The sequence below is a fragment of the Pseudonocardia sp. UM4_GMWB1 genome (assembly GCF_017312155.1).
Lineage (GTDB): Bacteria > Actinomycetota > Actinomycetes > Mycobacteriales > Pseudonocardiaceae > Pseudonocardia > Pseudonocardia alni.
This window is the reverse complement of the sequence record NZ_QJPN01000001.1, coordinates 4,052,567-4,067,713: the sequence shown is the minus strand read 5'-3', so window position 1 is coordinate 4,067,713 and position 15,147 is coordinate 4,052,567. Positions and strand designations below refer to the sequence as shown.

The window sequence follows — 15,147 nt, the reverse complement described above, 5'->3', positions numbered from 1 at the left end:
GGGGGCTCGCGTGCGTATCGCCTGCGCGGGTGGGGGGCCGGCCGGTCTGTATCTGGCGGTCCTCGCCAGGCTCCGGTCCGGTGGACGCGACGAGGTCGTCGTGCACGAACGCAACGAGGCGGGGCGGACCCACGGGTTCGCCGTCACCTACGGCGAGGACATGCTCGACGACGCGTTCCGCAACGATCCGGCGGGAGGCGAGGCGCTGCGCCGTGCGTCCCGGCTGTGGAACGCACAGGAGATCCGGGTCGGCGACCACCGCCCGGTGCACGTCGGCGGCAAGTACGGCTACGCGATCGCCCGCGTCGACCTGCTCGACGTGCTGGCGCGCCGGGCCGAGCAGCTGGGCGTGACGATCGAGTACGGCTCCCCGGTGGACCGCGCGGACCTCGACGCCGACCTGGTCGTCGCCTCCGACGGCGTCGGCAGCCGGATCCGCACCGCGCGCGCCGAGCACTTCGGCACCACCGTCGACGAGGGGACGAACCCCTACGTCTGGCTCGGCGCCGACAGTGACTCCGACACCTTCGTCTGGGACTTCCAGCCGACCGACGCGGGCTGGATGTGGATCCACCTCTACCCCTCGTCGAACGGGGTCAGCACCTGCATCGTCGAGTGCGAGCCCGACACCTGGGAGGCGCTGGGCCTGGACCACATGTCCGGGGCCGAGGCCGTCCGGCTCGTCGAGTCGGTCTTCCACCGCACGCTGGCCGGCCGCCGGCTCATCGAGCCCCTCGGCGGGCTCGGGGACAAGCCGTGGCTGCGCTTCCGCGAGGTCCGCAACCGGACCTGGCGCGACGGCGACCTCGTGCTGGCCGGCGACGCCGCGCACACCACGCACTTCGGGATCGGCTCGGGCACCGTGCTGGCCATGCAGGACTCGATGGGTCTGGTCGACGCCCTCTACGGCGTCGCCGGTCAGACGGCTGCGGCCGACCTGACCTGCCCGAACGGCCGCGGCGCCGCGCTGTCGGCCTACGACGCCCGCCGGCGTGCGGAGATCGGCCCGATCCAGGACGCCGCCCGGCGCAACATGCAGTGGTTCGAGCAGGCCGGACGCCAGCTCGAACAGGTCACCGACCCCGTCGAGTTCGCGTGGTCGCTCACCGACCGCCGGGGCGACATGGGCCGCATCCACCGCACCCTGCACCGCGCCACCCAGGTGCCCGCGCTGCGGCAGGTGCGGCGCGGTCTGACCACCGCCCGCCGCGTCCGGCGGTCGGCCCTGCGTGGTCGGCAGAGCTGAGTCCGGTCGCGAAGCCGCTTGCCGCCGGCATGCGCACCGTCACCGATCGTGATCGGACCCGGTGTCCACACAGGTCCGCCACGTTCGTAGGGTCGTTGCGTCCCAGCTCGATGACATCCGATGGAGGTCCGGTGTGAAGATCGTGGTCGTCGGTGGTGGACCGGCCGGTCTGTACTTCTCGATCCTGGCCCGGCTGCGGTCGGGCGGTCAGGACGAGGTCGTCCTCGCGGAGCGCAACGGTCCCGGCACGGCCTCCGGCTTCGCGGTCACACTCGGTGAGGACATCCTCGACGAGCTCTTCCGCACCGATCCCCTCGGTGCCGAGAAGGTGCGGGCCGCGGCGCACGTGTGGGACTCCCAGGTCGTGGAGGTATCCGGGCGCCCGGTGCACCTCGGCGGGCGCTACGGCTACTCCATCGGCCGTGCGCGACTGCTGGAGGTGCTGGCGGAGCGGGCCCGCCAGGTCGGCGTGAAGCTCATGTTCGACACCGCCGTCGCCGCCGACGGTGACACCGCACGCGACCCGCTGACCGCGGACGCGGACGTCGTCGTCGCCGCGGACGGGGTCGGGTCCGCGATCCGCGCCGCCCGGGCCGACGTCTTCGGCACCCGGGTCGCCCACGGCGCCAACCGCTACGTGTGGTTCGGGACGAGCAAGCCGTTCCGGCCGTTCACCTTCGCGTTCGAGAAGACCCACGCCGGCTGGATCTGGTTCCACGCCTACCCTGCGGCGGACTGCGTCAGCACCTGCATCGTGGAGTGCACGCCGGAGACGTGGACGGGCCTGGGGCTCGACACGATGGCGCCCGACGAGGCCATGCGGATGCTCGAGGGCGTCTTCGCCCGCTCGCTCGACGGGCACTCGCTGATCGCCCCGCCCGGCATGGGGTCCTCGCCGTGGCTGCAGTTCCGCGAGGTCCGGAACATGTCCTGGCGCGACGGCAACATCGTTCTCGCCGGCGACGCGGCGCACACCACGCACTTCGCCATCGGCTCGGGCACCGTGCTCGCGGTCGCCGACTCGATCGCGCTGGCCGAGGAGCTGTACCCGCGTGGGACCCGCGGCACCGACGACGTCGAGGCCGCCCTCGCCGGTTACGACGCGCGTCGCCGCGCCGCGATGGCGCCCATCCAGCGGATGGCCCGGGCCAGCATGGAGTGGTTCGAGACCGTCCCGGAGAGCCTCGAGGGCGCCGACGACGCGCTGGCCTTCTCCTGGTCGCTGCTCGACCGCCGGCACGACCAGGGCCGGCTCAACGAGCGTCTGCACCGCGCGACGCAGGTCGAGCCGGTCCGTCAGGTCCGTCGCAGGCTGACCGCGGCCCGCCGGGTCCGCCGGGCGCTGGCCCGCGGGGAGATCACCCCCCGCGAGGCCCTGCAGCGCTGACCCGCGGCCCGGCGGGGCCGGCTCAGGCCCGGTCCCGCCCGGCCCCGGAACCCTCTCGTTCCTCGCGGGCGAGGAACGAGTGCTTCCGCCCGTAGACGGCGTAGACGACCAGGCCGAGCAGCAGCCAGCCGACGAACCGGATCCACGTGTCCAGGTTCAGGTTCAGCATCAGGTAGAGGCACGCGATCGCGGTGATCGCCGGCACCACCGGCGAGAACGGCACCGTGAACGGCCGGTCGAGGTCGGGGCGGGTCCGGCGCAGCACCGGCACCGCGATCGCCACGATGATCATCGCCGAGAGCGCGCCGATCGACACCATGTCGGCCAGTGCGGTGATCGGGGTGAAGGCCGCGATCACCGCGCAGACGACACCACCGACGATCGTCATCCGGTGCGGGGTACCCCACGTCGGGTGCGCGGTGCCGATGGCCTTCGGCAGCAGGCCGTCGCGGCCCATCGCGAAGCCGATCCGGCCGATCGTCACGAGCTCCACCATCATCACCGAGGTGAGGCCGGTGACCGCGCCGAGCGCGATCAGCGCGCCCACCCACGGCAGCCCGACGCCGGCGAACGCCGACGCCAGCGGGGCGCCGGTGTCGATCTCGGTGTAGGGCACCATCCCGGTGAGCACGATCGAGACATCGACGTAGAGCACCGCGCAGATGGCGAGCGCGCCGAGCAGGCCGATCTTCAGGTCGCGGTCGGGACGCTTCGCCTCCTCGCCCAGGTTCGCCAGCGCCTCGAACCCGGTGTAGGCGAAGAAGACCACCGCGGCCGCGGTGAGCATGCCGCCGACGCCGAACACGGTCGGCGCGAGCCCGAACACCCCGGAGATGATCGGCTGGGTGAACACCGAGCCGCCGTCCTCGGGCGCCTGCGCCGGCGGGATGAACGGCTGCAGGTTCGCCGGGTCGATGTAGAACACGCCCACGGCCAGGATCAGCACGCAGACCGCGAGCTTCACCAGGACCAGCAGGTTCGTCAGCCGCGCCGACTGTTGGATGCCCGCGACCGCGACGACCGTCAGCACCGCGATGATCAGCACCGCGCCGATGTTGACCGTCGCGTCCTCCCCGAACCACGCCGTCGGCAGCCCGAACAGTGACGCCAGGTAGCCGGACCAGCTGCGCGAGACGACGGCGAGGCCGAGGCCGAACTCCAGCAGCAGGTCCCAGCCGATGATCCAGGCGAAGACCTCGCCGAGGGTGGCGAAGGCGTAGGTGTAGGCCGAGCCCGCCGTCGGGACCGAGGAGGCCAGCTCGGCGTAGCAGACGGCGGCGAGCCCGGCGACGACCGCGCCGATGAGGAACGACAGCGTGACGGCGGGGCCCGCGTGCTGCTGGGCCTCGACCCCGGCGAGGGTGAAGATGCCGGTGCCGATGATGATGCCGACACCGAATCCGACCAGGTCGCGGGCCTTCAGCGTGCGCTTGAGCGGTGTCCCGTGTCCGTCGGCACCCCCGTCGCCGTGCTCGCTCCGGGCCAAGATCCGTTCCACCGGCATCGTGCGCGTCCAGCCCACTCCGCCACCCCCACTCGTCGTCGGTCGACCGGTCGTTGCGTGACGGTATGACGCCGGGTGACGACGCGCCGCACGAGGTGCGACGACGATCCTGATAATCCCGTGTGAACGTTCTGTTCTCCCTGTCCGAGTCGGCCACGGTCGGGGCACGATGTCGGTCGTGGGCAACCGACCGGGTGCCCACGACCGGAGGAGCCGTGGCGGAGCGGAGGCCGGGACGCCGACGGTCCCGGGCGGCCCGGGGGGCGGTGCTCGCCGTCGTCGCCGCGCTCGTGCTGGCCGCCGGGGCCGCCGGGGCGGCCGGGCCGGTGCCGACGGCCCTGGCCGGCCCTGCCGTGCCACCCCCACCCGCCGCCCGGCTGCAGCACGCCCCCGCGGCCGACGCGGAGCCGCCCGGCACCCTGCGCGAGCTCCTCGCGGCGATCACCGGGTCGGCGACGGCCGACCCGCTCGACCTCGCGCCCGGCACGCTCGCCGTCGACCGGGAGGGGGAGGAGGGGCTCGCCGTGTCCTGGGCGCTGCTCGACACCGACGACGGCCGCTGGACCGGTTCCGCGGACGCCGCGACCCGCCGCAGCGAGGCCGAGTCGACGATCAAGGCCTGGCTGGCCCTGGACACCCTGCGGGCCGCCGCGCAGCGGGGCCGCCCGGTCCCGCCCGCCGTACGTGCCGACATCGCCGCCGCCGTCCGCGCCTCCGACGACGGCGCGGCCGAACGGCTCTACCGCGCGCTCGGCGGCGACGCGAGCACCGCCCGGCTCGGACCGGAGTGCGGGGTGGCGGTGTCGACGTCGCGGCCCGGGTGGTGGTCCTACACGCAGGTCAGCGCGCTCGACGCCGCCCGCGTCCTCGCCTGCGTGCGCGAGCGCGCCCCCGGCCTGCCCGGCGGACCCGCACTGCTCGCCGACCTCGACGCCGTCACCCCGGACGGGCAGTCCGGGATCCGGCCCGTGCTCCCCGGCGCCGTCGCGGAGAAGAACGGCTGGACCCTGCACGGCGCGGACGGCTGGAACGTGCACTGCGTGCTGGCCTGGGAGGACCGCGCGCTGGCCGTCCTCACCACCTATCCGGGCGGGCTCGGCGTCGAGTACGGCTGGCAGGTCTGCCGCGACGTCGCCGCGGACGTGCTCGCCGCGTCCTGAGGCGGACGGTTTCGACGGGCCCGGCACCGGGAATGCGATCGATCGCCCCGACCCGACGAGAGGTGGACGATGACCGGCTTCTTCGGCCCCGGCGACCCCCGCGGCCCGGTGCACCGGATCGACCTGACCCGGCTGCTGAGCGGCGGTGCCCGCGAGATCATGGCCCGGGCCGCCCAGGAGGCCGCGGAACGCGGTGACACCGACCTCGACGCCACGCACATCCTGCTGGCCTGCGCCCGCACCGACACCACCCGCGGCTGGATCGCCCGGGCCGGCGGCGACCCGGACACGATCGCCCGCATCCTGGAGGAGCGCCTGCCACGCCCCGGCGGTGGCCACGACGCGGGGCGGCCGCCGTCGCTGACGCCGTCGGCCAAGCGCGCGCTGCTCGACGCGCACCAGATCTCCCGCTCGCTCGGGTCGAGCTACATCGGGCCCGAGCACCTGCTGCTCGCGCTCGCCGCCAACGAGGACTCCGCCGCGGGCCGGCTGCTCGCCCGATCCCGGTTCAGCCCCGGCGCGATGACCCCGCAGGCCCCCGCCGGGCCGGGCGCGACGGGCACCCCGGACCCGGGCGCGGTCGCGGACACCGGCACCCCGACCCTGGACCAGTACGGTCAGGACCTCACGGAGGCCGCCCGCGGCGGCGGGTTGGACCCGGTCATCGGCCGCGCCGACGAGATCGAGCAGACCGTCGAGGTCCTGTCCCGCCGGACCAAGAACAACCCGGTGCTGATCGGGGAGGCCGGGGTCGGGAAGACCGCCGTCGTCGAGGGGATCGCCCAGCGCATCGCCGACGGCGAGGTGCCCGACACCCTGCGCGGACGCCGCGTCGTGCAGCTGGATCTGGCCGGTGTCGTCGCCGGCACCAAGTACCGCGGCGACTTCGAGGAACGCATGCGCACGCTGATCGAGGAGATCCGGTCGCACAGCGACGCGCTGATCGTGTTCATCGACGAGCTGCACACGATGGTCGGCGCGGGCACCGGGGGAGGGGACGGCGGCGGTGCGATGGACGCCGGGAACCTGCTCAAGCCCGCGCTGGCCCGCGGCGAGCTGCACGTCATCGGCGCCACCACGATCGACGAGTACCGCCGCCACATCGAGTCCGACAGCGCGCTGGCCCGCCGCTTCCAGCCGGTGCTGGTGCCCGAGCCGTCGGTGGAGGACGCCGTCACGATCCTGCGCGGCCTCGCCGATCGCTACGAGGCCCACCACCAGGTCCGCTACACCCCGGACGCGCTGCGCGCGGCGGTGGAGCTGTCCGACCGCTACGTCACCGACCGGTTCCTGCCGGACAAGGCGATCGACCTGCTCGACCAGGCCGGCGCCCGGGTCCGGTTGCGTACCCGCACCCCCACCGTGGACCGGCGGGCCGTCGAGCAGCGTCTCGACGCGCTGCAGCGCGACAAGGACCAGGCCGTCGCGCACGAGGACTACGAGAAGGCCTCCCAGCTGCGCGACGAGATCACCGCTGCCCGCGAGGAGCTGACCGCCGACCCCACCGACCCCGACGGTCGCGCACCCGTCGTCGGCGTCGAGGAGATCGCCGAGGTCGTCGCGCGCTCCACCGGCATCCCGGTCGCCCAGCTCACCGAGGCCGAACGGGACCGGCTGCTCAAGCTGGAGGACGAGCTGCACCAGCGCGTCATCGGGCAGGACGCCGCGGTCACCGCCGTGGCCGAGGCCATCCGCCGCTCGCGCTCCGGGCTCGGCGACGAGAACCGCCCGGTGGGCAGCTTCCTGTTCCTCGGCCCCACCGGGGTCGGCAAGACCGAGCTGGCCCGCGCCCTGGCCGTCGCGCTGTTCGGCGAGGAGGACCGCATGGTCCGCCTGGACATGAGCGAGTACGGCGAGAAGCACACCGTCGCGCGGATGGTCGGCGCCCCGCCCGGCTACGTCGGCTACGGCGAGTCCGGCGAGCTGACCGAGGCGGTGCGCCGGCGGCCGTACTCGGTGCTGCTGCTCGACGAGATCGAGAAGGCGCACCCGGACGTGTTCAACACGCTGCTGCAGGTCCTCGACGACGGCCGGCTGACCGACGGCCAGGGCCGTACCGTCGACTTCCGGCACACGGTGATCATCATGACCTCGAACGTGGGGTCGGAGCTGATCACCGGACACGGGACCACGCTCGGCTTCGGCCCGGCCGCCGGCCCGGACACCACCCCCGCCGAGCGGGAGGAGGCGGTGCTGCGCGACCGGCTGATGCCGCGGCTGCGGGAGGTCTTCCGGCCCGAGTTCCTGAACCGGATCGACGAGACCATCGTCTTCCGCCGGCTCGAGGCCGAGCAGCTCACCCGGATCACCCGGCTACTGCTCGACGACACCCGCGACCGGCTCGGCCGGATGGACATCGGCTTCGAGATCAGCGACGACGCCGTCGCGCTGCTCGCCGAGCACGGGCACGCCCCCGAGTTCGGGGCGCGTCCGCTGCGCCGCACCATCCGCCGCGAGCTCGACAACCCGCTGTCGTCGATGCTGCTCGACGGGCGGATCGGCGCGGGCCGCACCGCCCGGGTCGGCGTCGAGGACGGGGCGTTGAGCATCGAGGCGGTGGCGGTCCCCACCGGCTGAACCTGACCTCGCAGGGTTCACATGCGAATGTGTGCATGTATGGTGGCCGCATGGGGCACGGACACGGACACGGCGGCGGGTCGGGCCACGGGCACGCCGGCGCGGGCACCGACCGCCGCCGGCTGGCGACGGCACTCGGCGTCACCCTGATCACGGCGGTCCTCGGCGCCGCGGGCGCGGTCTACACCGGCTCGCTCGCGCTGCTGGCCGACCTCGGCCACCTGCTCACCGACGCAGGGGCGCTGGTCGCGGCGCTGATCGCCAGCGTGCTCGCCACCCGACCGGCGACGACGTCGCGGACCTACGGGATGGGCCGGGCCGAGGTGCTCGTGGCGGCGCTGAACGCGCTGACCCTCGTCGCGGTCGTGGTGTGGGTGGGCATCGAGGCGGTGCAGCGGTTGTTCGTGCCCGCAGCGATCCCGGGCCTGCCGCTGCTGGTCATCGGCGTGCTCGGCCTGATCGGCAACCTGGTGTCGCTCGCCGTCCTGGCCGGCGGCGACCGCGGGAACATGAACATGCGCGGTGCCATGCTGCACGTCCTCGGCGACGCCCTCGGCTCGGTGGGCGTGCTCGCCGCCGCCGTCGTCCTGATGACGACCGGCTGGCCCTACGCGGACACGATCGCCTCGCTCTTCATCGTCGCGCTCATCCTCCCGCGTGCCGTGGCGCTGCTGCGCGAGGCCGCGCACGTCCTGCTGGAGGGGGCGCCCAAGGGGGTCGACGCCCAGGAGGTCAAGGCGGCGCTGCTGGCCGTCGACGGGGTGGCCGACGTCCACGACCTCCACGTGTGGGCGATCAACGACCGTACCCCGGCCATGTCGGCGCACGTCGTCGTCGACGAGGAGGTGTCCGCGCACTGCGGGGACACCTCGGTCCTCGACCGGGCCGGGCAGGTGCTGCGCGAGCGGTTCGGCCTCGACCACTCCACCCTGCAGGTCGAACACGCAGCGCACACCGGGCACGAGAACCACTGCGGCTGAGACGCCCGATGGTCCGCGGGGCCGCCGTGGGTAGCCTCCGGGCGTGGAGCACGCGTCCGGCCCGTCCACGCCCGAGGGGGCGAGCCCGCGTGACCGCGGCGCGGGCGTCGCCGGTGACCGTGCCGCGGCCGGGGGAGTGACCGCGCGCGCCGTCGCGCCGGACGGTGCCGGCATCGCTTTCGACGTCCGGGGCACCGGCGACCCGCTGGTGCTGCTGCCCGGACAGGCGAACTCGCGGCACTGGTGGAGCACCGTGCGTGCGGATCTCGTCAGGCACCGCACCGTCGCCGTGGACACCGCAGGCACAGGGTGCAGCGACGACGTCGTCGACCGCGACTGGAGCACACGCCGGCTCGCCCGCGATGTCGTCGCCGTGCTGGACGCGGCCGGGATCGACCGTGCCCACCTCTACGGGACGTCGATGGGCGGCCGGGTCGCGCAGTGGGTCGCCGCCGACCACCCGGACCGGGTGGGTGCGCTCGTCCTCGCGTGCACCACCGCGGGCGGACCCGACGCGGTCCCTCCCGCCCCGGAGGTTCTGCGTCGCCTCGCCGACCCGGCGGACAACGCCGCCGAGCTGCGACGGCTGATGGTCGGTCCGGAGACGACCGGCCCGCTGACCGTGCTCGGCGACGACACCATGAGCCCGGCGGCCCGGGCGGGGCACCGCCGGGCGAGCGCCCGCCACGACGCCGGGGACGCGATCGCGACGATCACCGCGCCGACCCTGGTCCTGCACGGTGCCGACGACGAGTTCACGCCGCCGGGGAACGGACGGCGCCTGGCCGCGCGGATCCCCGGGGCAGAGCTGCTCGTGCTGCCCGGGGCCCGGCACGCCTGCTTCCTCGACGGTCGCGCGACCGCCGCGGTCCTCACCTTCCTCGCACGTCACCCCCTGCGCTGACCGGCGGCCCCGGCATCCACGTCGGCGGGCTCCGGCCGGACCAGCAGGCGGGCCCGGCCGTCGGCCGCGGCGACACACCGCGGGCCGGTGCCCGGCCCCCGGCACGAGGTGCGACCGGTCCTAGCCCGCCAGGTGCGACCAGCGGGCCGACAGCTCGTCCCAGGTGCCCTCGTCGGCGACCCGCCCGCGGTCCAGCACGACCACCCGGTCCGCCCGGGCCAGCGCCGCCCGCTTCGTGCTCGCGCCGACCACGGTGCTGCCGCGGCGGCGCAGCGCGGCCCACAGCTCGATCTCGGTGCGGACGTCCAGCGCGGAGGACACGTCGTCGGCGACGATGAGCTCGGCGCCGGTCGCCAGCGCCCGGGCCATCGCGACCCGCTGCACCTGCCCGCCGGACAGCCGGATGCCCCGGTGTCCGACGACGGCATCCGGCCCGCCTGCCGTGGCCACGTCCCGGTCGAGCCGGGCGTCGCCGACCGCGTCCTGCACCGGCCGGTCGTGGCCGAGGGCGATGTTGTCGCCGAACGTGCCCGAGAGCACCCGGGGGACCTGCCCGACGTAGGCGACCTGCCCGGGACGCAGGAACGTCTGCGGATCGTCGACCGCGCGCCCGTTCCACCGGATGACGCCCTCGTGCCCGACCAGCCCGGCCAGGCCCGCGAGCAGGCTGGACTTGCCCGACCCGACCTGGCCGGTGACCAGCACCAGCGAGCCCGCCTCGATGTCGAGGTCCACACCCTCGACGCCGACGGTGCCGTCGTCGTGCACGGCGGCGACCTTCTCCAGGCTCAGCCGCTGCAGCGGCTCGCGCTCCGCCGGCTCCGGGGCCGGCGCGGCCCCGGTGGCCAGATCGACCCCCGGCGGCAGCCGGGTCAGGTCCGCAGGACCCGCGAACGGGGCGACGGCTCGTAGCCAGCGCCGTGCGATCGGGGCCTCGGTGACCGCGGCCGCGCACACCTGCCCGAGGAACCCGGCCCCGTTCAGCGTGGTCGACACCAGCAGCGCCGTCGCCAGCGGCCAGGTCCCGGCCAGGTACAGCGACCAGGTGAGCACCACCGCGCCCTGCAGCAGCACGCCGGGGACACCGTCGAGCAGGGTGCGCACCCGGTACTCGCGGACCGTGGCCCGGACCCGGTCGCCGTCGACGGCGGCGAGGTGGGCCCGCAGCGCTCCGGTCGCGGCGGCGAGCTTCACCGTGCGCACCGACTCCAGGACCGATCCCAGCGCGGTGCCGAACCGGGCCCGTGCGTCGGCCGCGATCCGCCCGGACCGCCCCGCGAACGGCGCCCCGATCGCCGCGACGCCCGCGCAGACCAGCAGGAACCCGCCGATGACGGCGGCCGCGCGCACGTCGGCCGCCACCAGCCCGGCCACCACGACGACGACCACCGAGTTGGTGACGTCGACCCAGCGGTCCACGTAGAGGATCATCCGGTCCGAGTCCAGCGCCCGCGCCACGACCTCGCCCGCGGGGGAGCGCGGACCACGCCGCTGCATGGTCTGCCCGCGCAGCACCCCGAGCCGCAGCCGCAGCGTCGTCGCGGACCACCAGCGCGGGTAGGTGCGGAACGCGACGGCGATCCACACCGGGAACAGCATCAGCACCACCGTCAGCGCGGCGGCGGGCCCCCACGGCGTGCCGCCGCCCTCCAGCCCCGCGACGACGAGCCCCCACAGCCAGCCGGTGAGCACACCCGTGGCCGAGCCCAGGGTGGCGAGGGTGAACATCGACCCGCCGGCCAGCCCCCAGCGCGGGTGGGCCAGCGCCAGCCGCAGCACGACCCGCCACAACGGGGGAGCGGGCACCGGGTCCACGGGCGGCACCGCGCGCCGGACCGCCCGGTGCAGCAGCGGCGACCCCGGGTCGGCGACCGCACCGTCGCGCCGCGCCCCCGCGGGCCCGGTCAGTACGGCCCCGGTGGCGCCCGTGGACCCGGGCAGGGACCGGTCCGCGGCGAGCAGGTCGGCGTAGCGGCCCGGCTCGGCGGCCAGCTGCTCCCGCGCCCCGTGCTGGACGAGGCGGCCGTCGGACAGCACCGCGACGGCGTCGGCGCGGCGGATCGTCGACAGCCGGTGCGCCACGACGATCCCGGTGCGGCCCGCGAGCAGCGCCCGCGACGCGCGGGTCACCCGCTCCTCGGTGCGCGGGTCCATCCGCGCGGTGGCCTCGTCCAGCACGACGACGGCGACGTCGCGCACCAGCAGCCGGGCGAAGGCCACCAGCTGCTCCTCGCCGGAGGACAGTGCGATCCCGCCGGTGCCGAGGCGGGTGTCCAGGCCGTCGGGCAGGGCCTCGACCCACTCGTCGAGACCCAGCGCGGCCGTCGCGGCCTCGACCGCGCCGCGCGGGACGGCGGGGTCGAACAGTGTGACGTTCTCCGCGAGCGTCGCCGCCAGGATCTCGGTGCGCTGGGTGACCACGCCGACCGCGCGGCGCAGCCCGTCCAGGTCCAGGTCGCGCACGTCGACCCCGGCCAGGAACACCTGCCCGCGCGGCGGCTCCACGGCGCGCGAGAGCACCTTGGTGACCGTCGACTTCCCCGAGCCGGTGCGGCCGAGCAGCGCGCACGTCGTCCCGGCCGGCACGGTCAGGTCGATCCCGCCCAGGCGGAACCCGTCGTCGTATCCGGCGGTCAGTCCGCGCAGCTCCACCGACGCGGACCCCGGCGGCAGCGGACGGCCGCCCTCGGGCTCCCGCTCGGTCTCCAGCAGCGACGACACCCGGGTGAGCGCACCCAGACCGGCCTGGATGTCGGGCATCCGGTCGACGACCGCGTCGATCTGCCCGACGAACGCGGTGACCAGCAGCCACAGCGTGACCAGCGCGGCGATCCCGCCCGGGTCGCCGGCGACCAGCCACACCCCGCCGAGCGCGAGCGCCCCGAGCAGCGCGTGCGCGACGGTGCCCGTCCGCAGCCCGAGCCGGGTCGCGATCCGGCACACCTCGTGGGTGCGCGCGACGACCGTCGCCGCCCGGCGGGCGAACCCGGCCACCACGTGCGGCTGGCCCAGCGAGGTGCGCACGTCGTCCTGCCCGGCGACCGCCTCCTCCAGCTGCGCCGCGTGGTCCGACCAGGCCGTCTCCTCGGCGACCTTGGCCTGCGCGATCTGCGGCGTCAACGGCCGCGCCACCAGCACGATCACGGCGGCGACCAGCGGGAACACGACGAACGCCGGCCAGAACACCAGCCCGGCGACGATCCACGCGACGACCGAGCGCAGCAGCGAGCGGCCGGTCTCCCAGCCGATCCGCCGGATGAGCTGGGCGAGCTGGCGGCAGTCGTCGTCGACCCGGTCGAGGAGCTCACCGACCGCCTGGTCCTCCAGCGCGGGCAGCGGCTGCGCCAGCGCGGACCCCACGAGGTCCGACCGGAGCCTCCCCTCCGCGCGCCCGACCACCCCGGAGAACAGGACCCGGCCCAGGGTGTCCAGCAGGGCGGCGCCCAGCAGCAGCGCGGCCAGCACAGCGACCAGGGTGGCCGTCGGCCCGCTCACCACCGCCCCCACCACGGTCGCCGCCGTCGCCTCCGCCACTGCGGCCACCACCGCGGCGCCCACCGCCACGACCGACAGCGGTCCACCCAGCCGACGCCAGGACAGCGCGCGCACCCCCGACCCCCCGACGAGACCGCGCTACGGGATCTCCGGCGCCGTCGATGATCGACGTTAACCGCGACCCCCGACAGAATCGCCCGGTTTTCGGCGGCCCTGCCCCCGATCGGCCGGTCGAAACCGTATCGGGCGGTGCCCCACACGAAGCGGTCGACAACGCCCCGAGGTGGCGCGGCCGGGCCCCCGGTGTCCGCATGCTTGCCCCGCAGCGACGCGTGGAACACGAGGGGGAACCGATGGGACCGTGGTCGACCAGGTGGGCCGGGGGCGCGCTCTGCGCGGTGGCGGCACTGGCATTCACCGCGTCACCGGCGCTGGCCGAGGACGCACCCGTACCGGAGCCCCCCACGTTCACCAGCACGCTCACCGCGACCCTGACCCCGGACGCGGTCCGTGCCGACGACGGCGCACCGGTGCCCGGCCAGCAGGGCGCGAGCGGACAGTTCACCCTGCGCCTGAACAGCCAGCAGGACATCGTCTGCTACGACATCCGGATGACCGGGGTCACCCCGCCGTTCAGCAGCCCCGCGCGGACCGCCACGCACCTGCAGGAGGGGCAGCCGAACGAGTCCGGCAACCCGCGGATGGTATTCCCGGACCCGCAGGGCCCGCCCGGTGGTCCGATGACCAGCACGGGCTGCCTGCAGGGGCCGTTCACCACCGGCGTGGTCGTCGGCGGCGTCGACACCGGCGCCGGGTTCACGGTCAAGGACCTGGAGGCCAACCCGGCCGCCTGGTTCGTCGACACCCACACCGAGCAGTACCGGACCGGCGCGGTGCGCGGGCAGCTGTCCAAGACGGGCTGACGGCGCTGCCGGGGCCGATGAGTCCGCGGCCCCGGCACGGTCGGTAGAGGGCCGGACCCTCGACCCACCGCGGGAGACACCATGACCGGAGCGGCCACCATCACCCCGTCGCCGACCTCGAGCGGGCACCTGCCGGTCAACGGTCTGGACCTGTACCACGAGATGTACGGCGAGCTCGGGACGTCGCCACCGCTGCTCCTGCTCCCGGGCGCGTTCATGGCCGCCGGCTCGATGGCGGCCTGGGCGGCCGGGCTCGCCGACGACCGCACCGTGGTCGTCGCCGACATGCAGGGCCAGGGCCGGACACCGGACGCGCCCCGTGCGCTGTCCTACGAGCAGTTCGCCGACGACGCCGCGGCGCTGCTCCGCGGCCTGGGCGTCGACAGGGCGGACGTGATGGGCTACTCGCAGGGCGGCGGCGTGGCGCTGCAGCTCGCGCTCCGGCACCCGGACCTCGTCGGCAAGCTGGTCGTGATGGCCGCGACGTTCCGCCGCGACGGCTGGTACCCCGCCGTGCACGCCGCGATCACCGGGATGGACGCGACGACACTGGCCGGCTCGCCCGTCGAGTCCGCGTTCCTGGAGCACACGCTGGACCCCGTCGCGTTCGCGGCCTGGGTGCAGAAGGTGAAGGTCCTCAACGCTGAGGACCAGGAGATCCCCGACGACCGGATGCGTGCGATCACGGCCCGGTCCATGGTGATCGTCGGCGACGCCGACGGCGTGCGGCCCGAGCACGCGGTGGAGATGTTCCGCCTGCTCGGCGGCGGTGACGAAGGGGCCGCGGCGACCGGGATGCTGCAGGAGGTCCCCCGTGCGCCCCTGGTGGTGCTGCCCGCGACCTCCCACATCGGCCTGGTGGGGGAGACGGCGACCCTCGTCCCGGCGATCACCGCGTTCCTCGACGACGTCGCACCGGCGACGCCGGACCTGTTCTGACCGCGGACGACGAGGGCCCCGCCGGATCGTCC

At 74.9% G+C, this 15,147-nt stretch carries 10 protein-coding genes; 8 read left to right on the top strand and 2 right to left on the bottom strand.

The features are described from left to right. The first annotated feature begins 10 nt into the window (after positions 1-10). Together DMP15_RS18880 and DMP15_RS18875 are read left to right on the top strand one after the other, a co-directional pair. Positions 11-1,246, top strand: coding sequence for an FAD-dependent monooxygenase (locus DMP15_RS18880; protein WP_073577004.1), 1,236 nt, complete (start codon positions 11-13; stop codon positions 1,244-1,246). A gap of 133 nt (positions 1,247-1,379) precedes the next feature. Next, on the top strand, positions 1,380-2,633 hold the full coding sequence (locus tag DMP15_RS18875) for an FAD-dependent monooxygenase (RefSeq protein WP_073577003.1): 1,254 nt from the start codon (positions 1,380-1,382) through the stop codon (positions 2,631-2,633). 22 nt (positions 2,634-2,655) lie between these two features. Here the strand turns inward: DMP15_RS18875 and DMP15_RS18870 are convergent, their stop codons facing one another. After that, a complete protein-coding gene (locus DMP15_RS18870) occupies positions 2,656-4,137 on the bottom strand; it encodes an amino acid permease (RefSeq protein ID WP_337826709.1) in 1,482 nt (493 codons plus the stop codon). Between the two features lie 215 nt (positions 4,138-4,352). Here DMP15_RS18870 and DMP15_RS18865 point away from each other — a divergent pair, with 215 nt between their 5' ends. The 4 genes from DMP15_RS18865 to DMP15_RS18850 all read left to right on the top strand — a co-directional run bounded on the left by DMP15_RS18865 (position 4,353) and on the right by DMP15_RS18850 (position 9,758). Then, entirely contained in the window at positions 4,353-5,297 is a 945-nt protein-coding gene (locus DMP15_RS18865; protein WP_337826257.1) for a hypothetical protein, read from the top strand. A 69-nt stretch (positions 5,298-5,366) separates the two neighbouring features. Next, positions 5,367-7,874 (top strand): ATP-dependent Clp protease ATP-binding subunit, encoded by a 2,508-nt coding sequence (locus DMP15_RS18860; RefSeq protein ID WP_073577001.1) that lies wholly within the window; start codon positions 5,367-5,369, stop codon positions 7,872-7,874. Between the two features lie 50 nt (positions 7,875-7,924). Beyond that, positions 7,925-8,854, top strand: coding sequence for a cation diffusion facilitator family transporter (locus DMP15_RS18855; protein WP_073577000.1), 930 nt, complete (start codon positions 7,925-7,927; stop codon positions 8,852-8,854). A 43-nt stretch (positions 8,855-8,897) separates the two neighbouring features. Further along, positions 8,898-9,758, top strand: a complete 861-nt coding sequence (locus tag DMP15_RS18850) for an alpha/beta fold hydrolase (RefSeq protein ID WP_304580172.1) — start codon at positions 8,898-8,900, stop codon at positions 9,756-9,758. Positions 9,759-9,878: 120 nt separating this feature from the next. Here DMP15_RS18850 and DMP15_RS18845 read toward each other — a convergent pair whose 3' ends face one another. Then, positions 9,879-13,367 carry an ATP-binding cassette domain-containing protein gene (locus DMP15_RS18845; protein WP_073576999.1) on the bottom strand — a complete coding sequence of 1,163 codons (3,489 nt, stop codon included), beginning with the start codon at positions 13,365-13,367 and terminating at the stop codon, positions 9,879-9,881. A 284-nt stretch (positions 13,368-13,651) separates the two neighbouring features. Here DMP15_RS18845 and DMP15_RS18840 point away from each other — a divergent pair, with 284 nt between their 5' ends. Together DMP15_RS18840 and DMP15_RS18835 are read left to right on the top strand one after the other, a co-directional pair. Beyond that, positions 13,652-14,176, top strand: a complete 525-nt coding sequence (locus tag DMP15_RS18840) for a CHRD domain-containing protein (protein ID WP_161152880.1) — start codon at positions 13,652-13,654, stop codon at positions 14,174-14,176. Between the two features lie 81 nt (positions 14,177-14,257). Then, entirely contained in the window at positions 14,258-15,115 is an 858-nt protein-coding gene (locus DMP15_RS18835; protein WP_073576997.1) for an alpha/beta fold hydrolase, read from the top strand. Positions 15,116-15,147: the final 32 nt, after the last annotated feature.